This is a genomic window from Yimella sp. RIT 621 (genome assembly GCF_004146205.1).
GTDB classification, from domain to species: Bacteria; Actinomycetota; Actinomycetes; order Actinomycetales; family Dermatophilaceae; genus Yimella; species Yimella lutea.
The window spans coordinates 37804-54861 of sequence record NZ_SEIP01000003.1; the positions used below are offsets into that span (position 1 = coordinate 37804).

Sequence of the window (17058 nt, forward strand, 5' to 3'; positions counted from 1 at the left end):
AGGACTCTCCCGTGGTTCGATCGAGGAGGCGAGTGTCGAACTCGCCTAAATTTACCGATACCGACAGTAGCAGGTACGCCGAGTTTCGGATACTGTCGAAGCATCATGAGTTCGCACACCGAGCGCCTCGACGGCCGCGACACCCGCTGGACCACGCACCGCGTCCAGCGGCGTCGTCAGTTGGTCGAATCGGCGATCAAGGCGATCCGCAAGCACGGTGCGACCGTGGGCATGGACGAGATCGCAGCGACCGCCGGCACCTCGAAGACCGTCATCTACCGCCACCTGGGCGACCGGCTCGGGCTCTATCTCGCCGTCGTCGAAGCGGTCGACTCGCTGATCCTCAACGACTTCGACAAGGCCATCTCGACCGGTGTCGACCTCGACGATCCGGCGTCCCTGCGCAGCAGTGACCCGCATGCAGTGCTCGTCGCGGTGATCGACAGCTATCTCTCACTCGTCGAGAGCGACCCGGAGCTCTACCGCTTCGTGGTCCGGCGTCCGCTGGTCGATCTGGACGCCGACTCCGACCCCGTCGCCGGCCTGACCGACGCCATCGCGGGCCGCCTGTCAGAGATCTTCTCCGCCGCATTGATCGCGGCTGATCGCGACCCGGCCCCCGCCGCGACCTGGGGTCACGCCCTTGTCGGCTACGTGCGCGAAGCAGCTGACCGCTGGCTCGCCGACCCCGATCGTCCGCCTCGCGCGGACGTCGTCCAGCACCTCGCTGAATTCGCGTCCGTCGGACTTGCCGGCGTCCTCGGCTCCCCGCAAGACACCGCCCCCAAGTCTTCCCTCTGAGACTCCTCGAAATGAACGGAGCACTTTCATGAACGACCCGATCGCACTCGAACTGCGCAAGGCCCTCGACGGTCCGTGGCAGCAGGTCCGGCAGGACTTCCGCGACCAGATCGAACCCGACATGCTGCTCGGCACGCCCGGGGAATCCATTGAGGCTCAGCGTGATCGGGTGACCAGTCAGCTGGTTCGGTTGGCGTCGCTGGGCCATGGCCGGGTGGGCTTCCCGCAGGCGTACGGCGGCACCTACGACTACGGCGCATCGTGCGCACTGTTCGAGATGCAGGGTTACGGTGACCTGTCGTTGCTGGTGAAACTCGGCGTCCAGTTCGGCCTGTTCGGCGGCGCGGTGTCGCGCCTGGGCACCGAGCGCCACCACGACGAGGTGCTCACCGACATCATGGACGCAAAGATCCTCGGCTCGTTCGCGATGACCGAGATCGGCCACGGCTCCAACGTCCAGCGCCTGGAGACCACGATCACCTTCGACCCCGAGACGAACGAGCTCGTCGTCAACTCCCCCACCCCGAGTTCGGTCAAGACCTACATCGGCAACGCCGCCAAGGACGCCCGGATGGCTGTCGTCTTCGGTCAACTGCTCACTCCCGCAGGCGCTCCGGCAAACAATGAGTTCGTCGGGCACGGCGTCCATGCCGTGCTGATGGACGTGCGTGACGAATCCGGCAAGGTCGTCGACGGCGTCACGATCGAGGACAACGGTGTCAAGGGCGGCCTACCCGGAGTCGACAACGGCACGTTCGCGTTCGACAACGTCCGCATCCCCCGCTCGGCGCTGCTCAACAAGTTCGCCGACATCGACGACGAGGGCAACTACCAGTCCGACATCGAGAACGAGAACGCCCGCTTCTTCACCACGATCGGCACCCTGGTTCGCGGACGCATCTGCGTGGGTGGCGGGGCCGCGAGCGCCGCGAAGAAGGGCTTGGCGATCGCGCTGCGGTACGGCGCACGACGCCGCCAGTTCGAGGCGCCGGGCCACGACCAGGAGATCGTCGTCCTGGACTACCTGGCCCACCAGCGCAAGCTGTTCCCGCGCCTGGCCAAGGCGTACGCGTTGAGCTTCGCGCAGAACGCGATCACCGAGTCGCTGCAGGAACTGCACGGTGACACCCGCGCCGACGGTGATGCGCCGGCGAAGGAAGATATCCGCGAGCTGGAAACCCGCGCGGCCGGCCTCAAGGCGATCAGCACCTGGCACGCGGTCGACGCGCTGCAGGCGGCGCGCGAAGCCTGTGGTGGCGCCGGTTTCATCTCCGAGAACCAGCTCACCCAGGCCCGGGCCGACGTGGACGTCTTCGCGACCTTCGAGGGCGACAACACCGTGCTGCTGCAGTTGGTCGCCAAGGGTCTGCTGACCGAGTACAAGGAGATGTTCGGCGACCTCGCGATGGCCGAGCTCGCCGGTCTGGTCACCAAGCAGGTCGCCGAGGGCCTCGTCGAGCGCACCGCCGGCCGCGCCGGAATCCAGCGCCTGCGCGACATCGCCAAGGGTCGGGGTCACGAGTCCGCGATGGACGACTCCGGCTGGCACCTGTCGATGTTCGAGCAGCGCGCCGACCACGCGCTCGAGACGGTCGGCAAGCGGCTGCGCCGAGCGAACAAGGAGAACGGTTTCGAGCTGTTCAACGACGCCCAGGACCACGTGCTGTTCGCAGCCCGCGCGCACATCGACCGGTGCATCCTCGAGGACGCGCTGGAGTCGATGGAGCAGATGCCCGACGGCGAGGCGAAGGACCTCATGGGCAAGGTGCTCTCGCTCTACGCCCTATCCTCGATCGAGGACGACAAGGCATGGTTCCTCGAGCACGGACGCCTCAACACCGTCCGATCGCGCGCGGTGACCTCCGCGGTCAACGACCTGTGCAAGGAGCTGCGTCCGCACGTGCACACCCTCGTCGACGGCATGGGCATTCCCGAAGAACTCATCACCGCCCCTATCGCCACCGGCGAGCAGACCACCAGCTACGCCTGAGAAGAAGCGCTTGTCGCGCGTCCCGGACGTATCGATGTGGCGGTGCACATCGACCGTCCCGACGCGCAGGCCCGCGCCCAACTGTTCCGCCTGTATGCCGCGAACGCACCGCTGGAAGTGACGACGAAACTTGCGGACGAGGTCAGCGAAGCGACCGAGGGCGTCACCGCTTCTTTCCTGAAGGAGCTCGTTCGCCGCAGTGTTCTGACTGCAGCACAGCGGGATTCGTCCTTGCCGTCCGTCTCTGCCGACGACGTCCGATCCGCGCTGGCGGATCTGCTCGACTCCTCCCAGGGTGTCACCCGTGCGTTGCTGGGAGCCGGTGACGAGCACATCCGCGACTCCGACGACGAGGTCCAGAAGGAGTACTTCCCCGGCATCCAGAACCTCGACGGTCGTGCACGGTTCGATGGAGAGCCGGGCGGTGCAGGTTGGTTCGCCTACGCGCCCGACAGTGACTGCTGACTACACCCGTAGTAAAGGATCCCGGTCGCAACAGCGGCCGGGATCCGTCATCGGCGCTGCCCGTCCGGACGCAAGCCGACGAACGTCAGTGCAGCGCCGACGAGCACCCACCCGGCGCACCACCACATCGACGCGCGGTAGGCGTCCGCCACCTTGTGCGGGATGCGGTAATCATCCCCGGACAGTCCGACCAGGAGTGGCAGCGCCGCGATCGCGAGGAGCCCCGCGGTCCGCGAGACCGCGTTGTTGATGCCGGACGCGACCCCGGACCGGCTGTCGGGAACGGCGGCGAGCACCGTGCCGGTGAGTGGCGCGACCAGCATCGACAGTCCGAAGCCCTGCAGCAGGACGCCGGGGAGGATGTGCAGCAGAAAGTTCGGTCGGTCGGGGGCGAGGGCGAGCAGTGCGAGTCCGGCGGCGAGCACCAGGGCGCCGTCGACCATCGGCGTCCGAGCTCCGTGCCTCGCGGCGTACCCGCCGAACCAGGAGGCGAGGAACAGCATCACGACCGACACCGGAACGGTCGCGGCCCCGGCTTCGAGCGGCGTCCACCCGGCGGTCACCTGCAGGTAGACGGCGAGGAAGAACATGCTTCCCGCGAGCGCCGCGTAGACGAACAACGTGACGACGTTGATTACCGTGAACACACGACTGGCGAACAACTGCGGCGGAGTCATCGGGTGGGACGCGTGCCGCTGCGCCACCACGAACGCGACCCCCGCGACCACACCCACCACCGCTGCGGCGAGTGCGCCCTGCCCCGGCCATGCCGTCAGCGCCCAGGTGATTCCGACTGTGCCCCAGCCGAAGACACGTTTGCGTCCGAGTCGGTCACCCAGCGACCCGCCGACCAGGATGAGCGAGGCGAGCGCCAGCGTGTAGCCGTTGACCACCCACTGCAGTCCGGCGAGTTCGGCGTCGAGCTCGGTGCCGATCCTCGGGAGCGCGACATTGGCGACCGTGCCGTCGAGGAACACGAGCCCGGAACCAGTCACAGCGGTCGCGAGCAGCCGTCGTCCGGCGGGATCGGTCAGGCGCAGCGAAGTGGACACCGAAGCACCGTAGACCGGCCGTGCAGCGGCCGTTGGTGCGACCGCCTTCATCGACTACGGGTGTAGCGGACGGTCCTGGTGAAGCAGTGCGCGCAGGGCACACGCGCACAGGTAGATCGAGAGCGGGCAGCCGAACGCGAACTCCACCGGCACCGTCCGGGCGTTCCGGACGCTCCCGCCCTGACCGTCTGCGTCCGCGCCGGACAACAGCATCACCGACGAACCGATGATGAGAGCGGGCGCAGCAAGGAGCGCGTACCCTTGGATCGGCAGGCTCGGGCGTCGCCGACCGGCGCGTCCATTCAGCGGAGGGATCGACATGCCCCACGGCGACATCACGCACATCGACATCCCGGTGGCCGACACGAAGAAGGCCTCGGAGTTCTACGGCAACCTCTTCGGCTGGCAGATCGCGGAAGTGCCCGGCTACGAGGGCTACCCGATGTGGCAGGCACCCAACAAGATCAGCGGCGGCGGCCTCGCGCCTCGCAGCGACGGTTTCACCCAGCCGCGCTCGTACGTCGAGGTCGACTCGATCGAGCAGACCCTCGCGAAGGTGAAGGAGACCGGCGGCGAGGTCGTGATGGAGAAGAACCCCATCTCCGAGACGAGTTGGTGGGCGATCTTCCGTGACCCCGACGGCAACGATGTCGGACTCTACGAGGGTGTCACCGACGCCGGCAACTGAGCGCCTGTCACGTCGGGCGGTCCACCCAACGTGTGCCGGCCGGTTGCAATATGCCTGCGCCCGAGGTGATCTCGGCGACCGCGGGAGCCAGGTCGTCGAGGTCTCCGGCCAGGTGCAGCAACGCCCGGTCGAGGTAGTCGACGCCGAGCACACCGACGCCCCGGGCCCGCAGATCCGACTCGACCTTGCCGGCGTCCGCATGGGAGACCGACAGGTCGAAAAGGTCGTCCTGAGCCCGCCGGACGAGCGGTGCACCGTCGAGCGCCGCCGCGACCGCATCGCCGTACGCGCGGACGAGACCGCCGGCTCCGAGCAGCGTGCCGCCGAACCATCGGACGACAACCGCTGCGACGTCGCTGAGTTCGCGTCCACGCAGCACGTCGAGCATCGGGCCACCCGCAGTACCGGCAGGCTCGCCGTCGTCGTTCGACCGCTCGATCGAGGGTGTCGGCCCGAGGATGAATGCGCTGCAGTGATGTCGGGCGTCGTGGTGCTGCTTGCGCAGGTCGGCCACCAATGCGCGGGCGGCGTCCTCGTCGCCCACCCGGCGGACCACCGCGAGGAAGCGGGAGCGCTTGATCTCGATCGCGGCTACCCGGTCGGTGCGCGAGGAGAGAGTCAGGTAGCTGCTCACTGGCCCGACGGAGTCGGAACGGGATGCACCTTGGGGCGCATCAGCTTGCCTCCCGCACCCGGCCTGTGGCGCAGGTGGCTCATCCAGAACAAGACCGCGACGATCTCCAGAGCGAGCGCCATGAGGGCCATCTGCGCGAACGAGCCCGTGACATGTGGTGCGACGAACCCCGCCATGGAGCCGTTCAGCACCAGGGTGAAGAAAGTGAACAGGGACACCGTCGCCCCGCGGCTGCCGGGAAACATGTCGAGCAGGGTCAGTTGCAGTGCCGGGTAGGACGCGCCGGTTCCCACTGCGATCAGGGCCGGGCCGATGACCGCGTAGGGCAGACCCTGGGTCGCCGGGATGACCGCGAACGCCAGGTTCACGAGTGCGCCGAACAACGCGAATGCCATTGCGGCACTGACCAATCGGTTGATCGTGACGTGGCCACTCGTTCGCGAACTGATCCACGAACCGAGCACGACCCCTGAGATCATCGGCACGAAGAACATCCAGAAGTCCTGCTCGCCCTTGCCGAGCAGGTCCATCACGAAGATCGGCGCGGCGCCGATGTAGAGGAACTGGCCGGCGAAGCTCAGCGATGCGGCCCAGGACACCCGGTGAAAGGCAGGCGAACGTCCGGCTTCCACCAGGCCGCCGAAGATCGCCGAGGGGGTGAACGCCGTCCGCCGCTCACGCGGGTGCGACTCCGGCAGTACGAAGATCACCAACGCCATCAGCACGACAGCGACGCCCACCAGGAAGTAGAAGATCGCGCGCCACGACCCCATCGTCAGCAACCAGCCACCCACGATCGGCGCGACGGCCGGGGCCACACCGAAGATCATCGTGACTCGGCTCATCAGCCGCTGCGCCTCGGCGCCCTCGAACATGTCGCGGATCACGGCACGAGAGACGATCACTCCCCCACCGGCCGAAAGCCCTTGCAACACACGGAAACCGAGCAGCATCGGCAAGCTGGTCGAGAGGGCACAACCGACCGACGCGACGGCGTACATCGACAGGCCGGCGAGCATGACCGGGCGGCGACCGACCGCGTCCGAGATGGGACCGTGGAAGGGACTCATCAATGCGAAAGCGAGCATGTAGGCGGTCACGACCAACTGCATGTCGTCGGTGCTGACGGAGAACTCGCGCCCCATCCTGCTGAACGCCGGGAAAGGAGTGTCGATCGAGAACGGGCCGAGCATCGACAACGCCGCCAACACGACCAGCAGCAACCAGATGCTGCTCTTCGTCGCCCGCTCCACGTCCACTCCCCTGCTGGTTCGAAAAGGCGAAGGCCCCGGACGGAGCCGGGGCCTTCTGCACGTGGTGCCAGGTGAAGGATTCGAACCTTCGTAGCTTTCGCGACGGATTTACAGTCCGCTCCCATTGGCCGCTCGGGCAACCTGGCGTAGTGCGCGTGTAAGGGTAGCAATCCGCCCGCGTCCGAGCCAATCGGATCCGGACGTCGTGGTGAGCAGTTGGTGGCCACCGCCTGAGTCGGTGGCCATCGGCGCAGTTCCAACTCCGCACTCAGCCACCAACCCGTCCAGGTCAGTGACGGGAGAGATCCGCATCTTCCGGCTTCACCTTGGGTGCCTTGGTGGCCAGCTTGTGCCCCCACCAGAGAGCCAGGAACAACGGCAGGCCCAGGTAGGAGGACAGCAGTCCCTTCATGTCGGGCGTCGAGGTCAGCCAGGCCTCGTAGTTCTGACCGATGATGACGAGCACACACATGCCGAGGGCGAGCACCGGGCCGAGCGGGAACCACAGCGCCTTGAACGGCAGGTCGTTCACGTCGCCACCCTGGGCCACGTACGCACGGCGGAACTTGTAGTGGCTCCAGGCGATTCCGCACCAGGTGATGAAGCCCGCGAGTCCGGACGCGTTCACCAGCCAGGTGTAGGCGACGCCGTCACCGGCGAGACTGGTGATGAAACAGAGTCCACCGATCGCCGTGGTCGCGAGCAGAGCCGGCATCGGGATGCCCCGCTTGTTGAGCCGACCGAAGATTGCCGGTGCTTTGCCGTCGCGCGCCAGGCCGAACAGCATGCGGCTGGAGACGTAGAGACCGGAGTTACCGGCGGACAGGATCGCGGTGAGGATGACCGCGTTCATCACGGCGGCCGCGAACGCGATACCGGCCTGGTCGAAGACGAGCGTGAACGGGGCGATGGTGATGTCCTCGTTCTCCGACGCCGACAGCAGTCGCTTGTCGGTGTAGGGAATGAGGAAGCCGATGATCGCGATCGCACCGATGTAGAACAGCAGGATCCGCCAGAACACCGCGCGGATCGCCTTCGGGATCGTCTTCTCGGGGTTCTCCGCCTCACCGGAGGCGACAGCCACCATCTCGGTGCCCTGGAACGAGAAGCCGGCGATCATGAAGATCGCGAGGATGCCGCCGATACCGCCGACGAAAGGCGCCTCACCACGCGTCCAGTTGGAGAATCCGGGCGAGTCGCCACCCATGACGCCGAGGATCATCAGCAGGCCGATACCGAGGAACACGATCACAGTGATGACCTTGATCGCGGAGAAGATGAACTCGCTCTCGCCGAACGCCTTCACGTGAAAAGCGTTGAGTCCGAACAGAATCGCCAAGAAGACGGCCGACCACACCCACGAGGGCACGTCCGGCAGCCAGTACTTCATCACCAGTGCGGCGGCGACGAGTTCGGCCGCGACGGTGATCGCCCAGTTGAACCAGTAGTTCCAGCCCTGCGCGAAGCCGAAGGACGGCGAGACGAAGCGGGTGCCGTACGCTTGGAACGAGTCGGCCACCGGCAGGAAGGTCGACATCTCCCCCAGACTCTGCATCAGCATGAAGACCATGAGTCCGATGAGGGCGTACGCCAGCAGCGCGCCACCCGGGCCGGCTTCGCTGATCGTGCCACCGGACGCGAGAAACAGACCGGTGCCGATCGCACCGCCGATGGCGATCATGTTCAGGTGACGCGCCTTGAGTCCGCGATGCAGGTCGTCGGTGTGACCGTGCTTGCTTTCCTGCTCGTTGACGGCCGTGGTCTTGTCTGACAAGAGCGGAGCCTCTCGGTTGTGGTGGCCCGCAGCACGGTATCGGATCGAGGCGGCCGACGGGCCTGCACGACCACCAGGCGTCCGCGTACGCTCGGTGCCGATCACGACTGCCCCGACCCGAAGGAGCCCGCCATGGCCGACTCATCGTTCGACATCGTCAGCAAGGTCGACAAGCAGGAGGTCAGCAACGCTCTGACCCAGGCCGCCAAGGAGATCTCGACGCGGTACGACTTCAAGAACGTCGACGCCAAACTCGAGTGGTCGGGCGAGAAGATCCTGATCGAGGCGAACGCGACCGAGCGCTGCCTGGCCGTGCTCGACGTGTTTCAGACCAAGCTGGTCAAGCGGGGCGTGTCACTGAAGTCGATCGAGCTCAGCAACGACGGCGAGCCGAAGCTGTTCGGCAAGATCTACCGACTCGAGGGCACTCTCAAGGAGGGCCTGTCGCAGGAGAACGCGAAGAAGATCAGCAAGATCATCCGTGACGAAGGCCCGAAGTCGGTCAAGGCACGCATCGAGGGCGACGAACTCAAGGTCAGCAGCAAGTCACGCGATGACCTGCAGGAAGTGCAGCGCCTGCTCAAGGCGTCCGACCTGGACGTCGCGCTGCAATACACGAACTACCGCTGACTCAGCGAGGAGACAGTTGCTCCGCGAGAAGGGAAAGTCTCCTTCTCGCGGAGCAAAACCCTCCTTGTTTCTGCGCTGACTTCGGTCAGGACGAACTGACCATCCGCAGTGCGATGTCGGCGAAATGGTCGGCGATGCGCTCCGGCGTCCACCGCGCGTCCGCCTCGTACCAACGCGCGACGTCCACGCACATCCCGCTGATCGCGTTGGCGGTCATACCCACCTGGTCGATGCTGAACACACCGGCGTCGACTCCGTCCTGGACGGTGCGGCGCAGACTGTGCTGGATGCGTCCGCGCAGACGCTCGATGACCTCGCGGTGCTCGGGCGTGAGTGCTTCGAGTTCGTAGTTCACGACGCGGGCCGTCTCATGATCGATCGCGTGGGTGAGGACGAGTTCGTGGACGATCGCGCGCAGCCGCGTCCGGGCGTCGCCGTCGGCACCCGCTGCCGCCTCCACACGATCGGTGATCCGTTCGTGCCCGGCCCGACTGATCTCGAACAGCATCGCCTCTTTGCTGCGGTGGTGTACGTAGACGCCGGCCGGCGACAAGCCGGCGGCGGACGCGATGTCACGCGTTGTCGTCCCGTGAAATCCCTTGCGGGCAAAAGAGATCCGAGCAGCATCGAGTAACCGGTCACGCGTTGTCGTCGTGTCGACAGTCATCCGCTGCAGCTCCTTGTCGCCGGCCAAACCCTACGCGCTCGCCGCACAGGGTGCGCCCCACTCATTGACGAGGATTCCCCGGAATGAGACGCTAAGCAAGCGCTTAGTCAGCGCTCCCGAGCCGCCTGTGTATAAGGAAGTACGCCATGCCCCGCAACGTCTACACCGAGGACCACGAGGCCTTCCGCGCCTCCGTCCGCGAATTCGTCGACCGCACCCTCAAGCCGCGTGCCGAGGAGATGCTCGAGCAGAAGGTGATTCCACGGGACATCTGGAAGGAAGCCGGCCGCCAGGGCCTGCTCGGCCTCGACATCCCCGAGGAGTTCGGCGGGGCCGGCGCGGACGACTACCGATTCAATGCGGTCGCCGCCGAGGAGATCGCCGCCTTCAATGCCGCCGTCTCCAGCTGCTTCGGCATCCACTCCGATGTCTGCCCGCCCTACCTGGTCGACCTGGGCACGCAGGAGCAGAAGCAGAAGTGGTTGCCGGCAATGGCTGCCGGCGACCTGATCTGCGCGATCGGCATGACCGAGCCCTCCGGCGGTTCCGACCTCGCCGCACTGAAGACCACCGGTGTTCGCGACGGCGACGACTGGATCATCAACGGCTCCAAGACCTTCATCACCAACGGCCACCAGTGCGACATCGCGATCGTCGCCGTCCGCACCGACCCGAGCAGGGGTTCGAAGGGCATCACGCTGTTCATGCTCGAGGCCGACATGCCCGGCTTCACCAAGGGCAACAAGCTGGACAAGGTCGGCCAGGTCGAGTCCGACACGTCCGAGCTGTTCTTCGAGAACGTCCGCGTGCCCGACGCCAACCGCATCGGCGAGGAGGGCATGGGCTTCATCTCGATGATGCAGCGCCTGCCGCAGGAACGCGTCGGAGCTGCCGTGTCGAACACCGCGCACGCCAAGCAGATTCTGCTGGAGACGATCGAGTACACCAAGGAGCGCAAGGCGTTCGGGCAGTCGATCGGTTCCTTCCAGCACAACAAGTTCAAGATCGCCGAGCTGGTCACCCAGATCGAGGTCACCGAGGCGTACGTCGACGACTGCATCGCCGCCCATGCGGAGGGCAAGCTGACCCCGATCGACGCGGCGAAGGCCAAGTGGTTCTCCGCCGAGGTGCAGAACAAGGTGCTGGACGAGTGCGTCCAGTTGCACGGTGGATACGGCTTCATGAACGAGTACCGCGTGGCCCGCGCCTGGCGAGACGCCCGCGTGACGAAGATCTGGGCCGGCTCGAACGAGATCATGAAGGAGCTCATCGGGCGCGACCTCGGCCTCTGAGCGCCAGCCGGAGCGGAGCGTGACCCAAGATGCTGGACAGCGTCTCTGAGGAGCGAGCCCACCATGACGAAGGTGGCCACCCGATGGGGTGGCCACCTTCGTTTGCTACCACCGAGCAAACGCGGACCGGCACACCCGCAGTGGTCGAATAGCGATGAATTTCGTTGCACCTTCGATCACCGCGACACGAACCGCACCGACGGCACCTGCCGTCGCTGAACACGCACCGCGAATCCCGCGGGCGCGGCCCATGCGCAACAGCCGAATTCATCCACGCACGACCAACCGCAGCCGGATCGCGAGCCAACCCGCCGCCGGGACGGCGCGAACGTAGCCGGTGAACTCGATCGTCGGCACCCAACCCACCTTTCGTCTTTGTCACGCCCCGATGAGAGACACTGATCACATGTTTTCGGCTCCACCCAGGAGCGCATCCGACGAAGGGAACAGCAGTGACTGAAGCACGCACCGCGATCGTGACCGGAGCAGCCCGAGGAATCGGCGCAGCCGTGGCCGAGCGCCTGGCCTCGGACGGCTTCAAGGTCGCCGTGGTCGACCTTGACGAGGCCGCCTGCCAGAACGTCGTCGACAAGATCAAGGAATCGGGCGGCGAGGCCCTCGCCGTCGGTTGCGATGTCTCGAACGAGGAGGCCGTCAACGCCGCCGTCGAGCGCATCGCGTCCGAACTCGGTGCGCCGACCGCGCTGATCAACAACGCCGGCGTGCTGCGCGACAACCTGCTGTTCAAGATGAGCGTGGACGACTGGGACACCGTCATGAACGTGCACCTTCGCGGCAGCTTCCTGATGACCCGCGCGACCCAGAAGTACATGACCGAGGCGAAGTTCGGACGCGTGGTGAACCTCTCGTCGACCTCGGCACTGGGCAACCGCGGCCAGGCCAACTACGCGGCGGCCAAGGCCGGTCTGCAGGGCTTCACCAAGACCCTCGCGATCGAACTCGGCAAGTTCGGCATCACCGCCAACGCCATCGCCCCGGGATTCATCGTGACCGACATGACCGCGGCCACGGCCGAGCGCGTCGGCATGGACTTCGATGAGTTCCAGAAGGCCGCGGCCACCCAGATCCCGGTGGCGCGCGTGGGCCGTCCGGACGACATCGCTGCTGCGGCGTCGTTCTTCTGCCGTGAGGACGCGGGCTTCGTCAGCGGCCAGGTGCTGTACGTCGCCGGTGGACCGAAGGACTGAATCATGCGTGTTTTCAACGGAATCGAAGACCTCCAGGCCGCTGTGGGCGAACACCTCGGCTACAGCGAGTGGCATGAAGTCACCCAAGACGCGGTCAACCAGTTCGCTGAGGCCACCGGTGACCACCAGTGGATCCACGTCGACGTCGAGAAGGCGAAGTCGGGACCGTTCGGTGGCACCATCGTCCACGGGTACATGACGCTGTCGCTGTTGCCGATGCTCTCGTGGGAGGTCTACACGGTCGAAGGCGTGAAGATGGGCGTCAACTACGGCTCGAACAAGGTGCGCTTCCCCAACCCCGTTCCGGTGGGTTCGAAGGTGCGCGGCGGCTTCGAGATCGTGTCGGTCGAACCGTCGTCCCTGGGCTTCACCGTGACGACCAAGTGCGTCATCGAGATCGAGGGCCAGGACAAGCCGGCCTGCGTCGCGGAGACGCTGTCGGTGATCGTTCCCTGACGTTCGCCGAACACGACGGCGGTCCCGCTTCGGCGGGGCCGCCGTCCGTCCTTCAGGCGAGCAGCGTCTGCTGCGCCAGCGAGCGCATCTCCCCGGCGATCCGCCGGGTGAACGGCTCCCCCGGCTGCCAGTGGGCCATCGCGCAGTAGTGCACGGTGCGTCCGTTCGAGGTGATCGAGCCGAGGTCCACCCGCACTCCGTCGTCCGAACCCGTCTTGTTCAGCAGACCGGGTTCGTCGTCGATGTGGGCGAGCGGATCGAGCGCGAGCACACCGGCCGACAGACTGAGGTCGACGTTCAGCTTCATCCAGTCACGCACCCTTGCCGACACCACACCGTGGTGCACCAACCCCATGAACCGGATCAGCGACGCAGCCGAGCCGAGGGCGAAGGTCGGCGCCGTGTCCGGCCCGCGCTCGTCACGGATGAAGTCGAGCAGTTCGTACGGGGTGACGTCGAGGCCGGTGGCGAACTCACGCACCCGGTCGAGCCCCGCCCGCTCCAGCAGGACGTTCGTGGCGAGGTTGTCGCTGACCACCGCGACCAGTCGGCAACAGTCCAGTACCGACAGGGCGGCAGCATCGAGGTGCTGCCACAAGCCCGAGTCCTGCACTCGCAGTACGGATTCCTTGGCGAGCAGTTCAGCCCCGTCCAACCGCTCGGCATCCAGTTCGGCGGCGACGTACGCGAGCAGCAGCAGCTTGCCGACGGACGCGATCGGACGCACCGCATCCACGTCACCGACGCGGTGCAGTTCGCGACCGTCCGTGTCGACGACGAGCAGCGTGTGTTCGGTCCTCGACGTCATCGACCGAACCGCTGCAGCGAGGCGAGTGCCTCGTCGAGTTCGGCGGTGCCGTCGACGATGGCTCGTCGGACGTTTGCAGTCATGCGCCCGGATCGCAACGCTTCCTGCGCGGCGTCCGACGTCGCCTGCTCGGTGACCCCGACCGGGAAAGCGGCAGCCGCGATCTTCTGCGAGGCGAACTCGCCGAGGCGGTCGGCCAACTTCGGCAGCACGCGGAAGTAGCGCTCGACGTGAGGACGAACCAGTTCTGACGACGGCGCGACGAAGATGGTCTCTGCGATCGCGAGTGCCTCGTAGTTCGACAATGAGGAGTTGGACTCCAACTGGGTCCATGCCCATTCCTTCGCCTCGGGAGTCGGGCGAACAGCCTTGGCCCGCAACGCATTCTGTTCGCCGGCCATCGTGCGGTCCTGCGCCGCGAACGCGTCGATCGCCGCATCGTCCGCATGGCCGAGTTGGGCGAGACGGGTCAGTGCGGTCCACCTCACGTCCAGGTCGCCCGCGAGTGCGTCGGGTAGGTCCTCTGCAGCCACCCACCGGCGCAGCAGACCCTCGTGACTCGAGGTCGCTGCCAGCAGACGACCAGGAGTGACCGCGCGCTCCGCGTCGGCCGCATCAAGCGCGACGGTCGCTGCAACCGCGATGCGCTCGGTCGCCTCCTGCCTCTCTGCGTCCGGCAGGAAGTATCCGAGCCTGCGCCGCACGAGACGAGCCGTCCAGTGCCGCAACGACTCGTTCTCCTCGGTCGGGAACGACGCCTCGAACACCGCCAGCACGGTTTGTGGGTCGACGGTGGACAGGGCCATGCCGTTGAGCAGGCCGGCCCAGACGACCTGCCTCACCTGCGGGTCTTCGACCTTCGGCAGTTCGTCCGGCATCGCGGCAAGGGTGTTGTCGTCGAACACCGGGATCGTCCAGGTGAGGTCGGAGGCGTTCGGCACCAACAGCTTCGGACGCTCCAGCCCGGTCAACGGCGTCTGCTCTCCTGACGTGGCACCGAGGGTGAAAACCGGTGTGCGCCATACCTCCTTACCGCCGCAGAAGCCTGCGATGTCGAGCATGTGCGGTCGGTCCGCCGGGTGCGCTTCGGGCGTCGTGCGCACCGCCTCCACCACACCGATCGGGTCACCGTCGACCACGACGGCGATCTCGTCCGTGCCGGCGGTCTCGAGCCAACCCTTGGACCACGCGTCCAGATCGACATCGGTGTGCGCGCTGATCGCGTCCAGGAAGTCGGCAAGCGTCGCGTTGCCGTAGGAGTGATCACGCAGGTAGTCGCGCACTCCCCCGACGAATGCGTCGTCACCGACATACAGCGCGAGCTGACGCAATGCAGAGCACCCCTTCGCGTAGGAGATGCCGTCGAAATTGGTGAGCGCGGAGTCGGTGTCGTCGGCAGCGTTGCCGGCGATGGGATGGGTGGACGGCGCACGGTCGGCGGCGTAGCCCCAGTTCTTGCGACTGATCCCAAAATCGACCCAGGCGTCGTCGAATTCCGTTGCCGCGGAGCATGCTCGGTGCGCCATGTACTCGGCGAACGATTCGTTGAGCCACAGATCGTCCCACCACTTCATGCTCACCAGGTCGCCGAACCACATGTGTGCCATCTCGTGCAGGATCGTGTTGCTGCGTTGCATGATCTCGGCGCGACCGACAGAACCGCGGAAGATGTACTGGTCGCGGAAGGTCACGCAGCCGGGGTTCTCCATCGCGCCGGCATTGAACTCGGGCACGAAGAATTGGTGGTACTCGCCCCACGGGTAGTCGATGCCGAAGAGGTCCTCGAAGTAGTCCAGCCCCTGCTTGGTCACATCCAGCATCTGCGGGGCATGACGACGCAGGTCCTGCCCGAGCGAGGCTCGGGCGTGCAACGCGAGCGGAATGCCGCGGTGCTCATCACGCACCGTCTCGTAGGGTCCGGCGCAGATCGTGAAGAAGTACGTCGCCAGAGGCTTGGACGTCTCGAACTCCCAGCGACCAGGGGATGTCTGCTTCGCGGCGCTGTTACCGGCGACCACCCAGTCCTGCGGCGCGGTGACCGTCAGGTCGTAGCCGGCCTTCAGGTCGGGTTGGTCGAAGCAGGGAAAGATCTGCGGTGCCGCGTCCAGGAACGACATCCCGTACACGTACGCCTTCTCGTCCGCCGGGTCGACCGCACGGTGCAGACCCTGAGCGTCGCGGGTATAGGCCATGCGAGCGGTGACCGAGAGTTCGTTGGCCTGCTGCAGCTGGGTGAGGGTGAGCCGGCCGTCCGAGATCGCGGATGGGTGAATATCGTTGCCGTTCAGCGTGATCGACTCGACCGACACTGCCTTGAGATCGATGAACGTGGACGCGCCTGGTTCGCTGCATGAGAAGCGGACGACGGTGCGAGACCCGAACTCGGTGTCACCGAGCGTGAGGTCGAGGTCAACGGTGTAGGAGATGCCGGCGATCAGCCGGGCGCGTTCGACCGCTTCGGTCTGCAACAGGATGGCCATACGCCCACTCTGCCAGGCGACCCGATGCTCGCTCTCAGACCTGCCGCTGTCGCAGAGCCTCGTGCAGCACGATCGAACCGGCAACTGCTGCGTTCAACGAACTCGTGCCTCCGACCATCGGGATGCTGACCACCTGATCGCACGCCTCGCGCCAAGCGTGGCTGATGCCGCGGGTCTCGTTGCCCACGACCAGCAGTGTCGGTCCGGTGAGGTCGACCGCGCGCAGATCCTGCTCGCCGCCCTCGTCCGTGCCCAGCACTCGCCATGAATCGGACTGTCCGGCAATCCAGTTCAGAACCACGTCGGCCGAATCGAGCCGGACGGTCGGGATGTTGAAGCACGAACCCGTGGACGCACGCACCGCCTTCGGGTCGTACGGGTCGGTGGCGTGCCCGGTGACGATCAGACCGGTCGCACCGAAGGCGTCCATAGACCGTTGCAGGGTGCCGATGTTGCCTGGTTGCGTCGGCCGGTCGAACACGACGAGCAGCGGATCGGGTGCGCGGAGTCGGTCGAGATCGTCCGGCGGCATTGCGACCACCGCGACGAGTTCCGGTGCGGTGTCGGCACGGTCGCCAAGTTCGCGCACCATGTCGGCGGGCATCTCGACCCGCTGACAGAACGCCTCGTCCCACACCCGCGCCGCCCACTTCGATCGGTGCCCGTCGTTCGGGCGGATGAGCGCGAGCAGCTCCCAGCCGCCATCGATCGCGAGCGTGATCGGCCGCACCCCGTGTACCAGGAACTGGGCCTGACGATGCCGCTTGGTGCGGTTGGTCAGCAACGCCTGCCACTGCTGGAAGGTCGCATTTCGGGTGTGGATCCGGGTCGGCGCGCTCACCCGGTCACGGTATCCACAA

The 17058-nt window shown here is 66.2% G+C and carries 17 protein-coding genes and 1 tRNA gene; 8 read left to right on the forward strand and 10 right to left on the reverse strand.

Features of this window, described 5'->3' with window-relative positions; translation table 11 throughout:
- The first annotated feature begins 105 nt into the window (after nt 1–105).
- From EU513_RS03645 to EU513_RS03655, 3 genes are read left to right on the forward strand one after another with little or no spacing between them, the layout of a single operon-like run.
- A complete protein-coding gene (locus EU513_RS03645; protein ID WP_129624549.1) occupies nt 106–801 on the forward strand; it encodes a TetR/AcrR family transcriptional regulator in 696 nt (231 codons plus the stop codon).
- A gap of 28 nt (nt 802–829) precedes the next feature.
- Nucleotides 830–2791 carry an acyl-CoA dehydrogenase gene (locus EU513_RS03650; protein ID WP_129624550.1) on the forward strand — a complete coding sequence of 654 codons (1962 nt, stop codon included), beginning with the start codon at nt 830–832 and terminating at the stop codon, nt 2789–2791.
- A 42-nt stretch (nt 2792–2833) separates the two neighbouring features.
- Nucleotides 2834–3256, forward strand: coding sequence for a hypothetical protein (locus EU513_RS03655; protein WP_129624551.1), 423 nt, complete (start codon nt 2834–2836; stop codon nt 3254–3256).
- A 47-nt stretch (nt 3257–3303) separates the two neighbouring features.
- Here the strand turns inward: EU513_RS03655 and EU513_RS03660 are convergent, their stop codons facing one another.
- Together EU513_RS03660 and EU513_RS03665 are read right to left on the reverse strand one after the other, a co-directional pair.
- Nucleotides 3304–4308: an MFS transporter gene (locus EU513_RS03660; protein ID WP_168990128.1), complete on the reverse strand. Its 1005-nt coding sequence runs from the start codon at nt 4306–4308 to the stop codon at nt 3304–3306.
- Nucleotides 4309–4362: 54 nt separating this feature from the next.
- The gene (locus EU513_RS03665; RefSeq protein WP_129624553.1) at nt 4363–4629 is read right to left on the reverse strand and encodes a hypothetical protein; all 267 of its coding nucleotides are present in this window, start codon (nt 4627–4629) and stop codon (nt 4363–4365) included.
- On the opposite strand from EU513_RS03665, the gene EU513_RS03670 reads away from it, so the two are divergent.
- Nucleotides 4628–4996: a VOC family protein gene (locus EU513_RS03670; RefSeq protein WP_129624554.1), complete on the forward strand. Its 369-nt coding sequence runs from the start codon at nt 4628–4630 to the stop codon at nt 4994–4996. The two genes, EU513_RS03665 and EU513_RS03670, sit on opposite strands and share 2 nt — an antisense overlap.
- A 7-nt stretch (nt 4997–5003) precedes the next feature.
- Here EU513_RS03670 and EU513_RS03675 read toward each other — a convergent pair whose 3' ends face one another.
- The 4 genes from EU513_RS03675 to EU513_RS03690 all read right to left on the reverse strand — a co-directional run bounded on the left by EU513_RS03675 (nt 5004) and on the right by EU513_RS03690 (nt 8657).
- Nucleotides 5004–5630, reverse strand: a complete 627-nt coding sequence (locus EU513_RS03675) for a YigZ family protein (RefSeq protein WP_205744661.1) — start codon at nt 5628–5630, stop codon at nt 5004–5006.
- Entirely contained in the window at nt 5627–6883 is a 1257-nt protein-coding gene (locus EU513_RS03680; protein ID WP_240795906.1) for a multidrug effflux MFS transporter, read from the reverse strand. The genes EU513_RS03675 and EU513_RS03680 overlap by 4 nt, the downstream gene beginning before the upstream one ends.
- A gap of 62 nt (nt 6884–6945) precedes the next feature.
- Nucleotides 6946–7029 (reverse strand) — tRNA-Tyr (locus EU513_RS03685).
- A 143-nt stretch (nt 7030–7172) separates the two neighbouring features.
- On the reverse strand, nt 7173–8657 hold the full coding sequence (locus tag EU513_RS03690) for an amino acid permease (protein ID WP_275578163.1): 1485 nt from the start codon (nt 8655–8657) through the stop codon (nt 7173–7175).
- Nucleotides 8658–8789: 132 nt separating this feature from the next.
- Here EU513_RS03690 and EU513_RS03695 point away from each other — a divergent pair, with 132 nt between their 5' ends.
- Nucleotides 8790–9287, forward strand: a complete 498-nt coding sequence (locus EU513_RS03695) for a YajQ family cyclic di-GMP-binding protein (RefSeq protein ID WP_129624555.1) — start codon at nt 8790–8792, stop codon at nt 9285–9287.
- Nucleotides 9288–9372: 85 nt separating this feature from the next.
- On the opposite strand, the gene EU513_RS03700 is transcribed toward EU513_RS03695, so the two are convergent.
- A complete protein-coding gene (locus EU513_RS03700; RefSeq protein ID WP_129624556.1) occupies nt 9373–9954 on the reverse strand; it encodes a TetR/AcrR family transcriptional regulator in 582 nt (193 codons plus the stop codon).
- 146 nt (nt 9955–10100) lie between these two features.
- Between EU513_RS03700 and EU513_RS03705 the strand changes: the two genes are divergently transcribed.
- The 3 genes from EU513_RS03705 (at nt 10101) to EU513_RS03715 (ending at nt 12910) form a co-directional block, all read left to right on the forward strand.
- Entirely contained in the window at nt 10101–11246 is a 1146-nt protein-coding gene (locus EU513_RS03705; RefSeq protein WP_129624557.1) for an acyl-CoA dehydrogenase family protein, read from the forward strand.
- 452 nt (nt 11247–11698) lie between these two features.
- Nucleotides 11699–12454, forward strand: coding sequence for a 3-oxoacyl-ACP reductase FabG (gene fabG, locus EU513_RS03710; RefSeq protein ID WP_205744662.1), 756 nt, complete (start codon nt 11699–11701; stop codon nt 12452–12454).
- Nucleotides 12455–12457: 3 nt separating this feature from the next.
- The gene (locus tag EU513_RS03715) at nt 12458–12910 is read left to right on the forward strand and encodes a MaoC family dehydratase (RefSeq protein WP_129624559.1); all 453 of its coding nucleotides are present in this window, start codon (nt 12458–12460) and stop codon (nt 12908–12910) included.
- Between the two features lie 52 nt (nt 12911–12962).
- Here the strand turns inward: EU513_RS03715 and EU513_RS03720 are convergent, their stop codons facing one another.
- From EU513_RS03720 to EU513_RS03730, 3 genes are read right to left on the reverse strand one after another with little or no spacing between them, the layout of a single operon-like run.
- Nucleotides 12963–13718 (reverse strand): serine hydrolase, encoded by a 756-nt coding sequence (locus EU513_RS03720; RefSeq protein WP_129624560.1) that lies wholly within the window; start codon nt 13716–13718, stop codon nt 12963–12965.
- On the reverse strand, nt 13715–16198 hold the full coding sequence (gene pepN, locus EU513_RS03725; protein WP_129624561.1) for an aminopeptidase N: 2484 nt from the start codon (nt 16196–16198) through the stop codon (nt 13715–13717). Before pepN ends, EU513_RS03720 begins: the two co-directional genes overlap by 4 nt.
- Nucleotides 16199–16232: 34 nt before the next feature.
- Nucleotides 16233–17039 (reverse strand): RNA methyltransferase, encoded by an 807-nt coding sequence (locus tag EU513_RS03730; protein ID WP_205744663.1) that lies wholly within the window; start codon nt 17037–17039, stop codon nt 16233–16235.
- Nucleotides 17040–17058 lie beyond the last annotated feature (19 nt).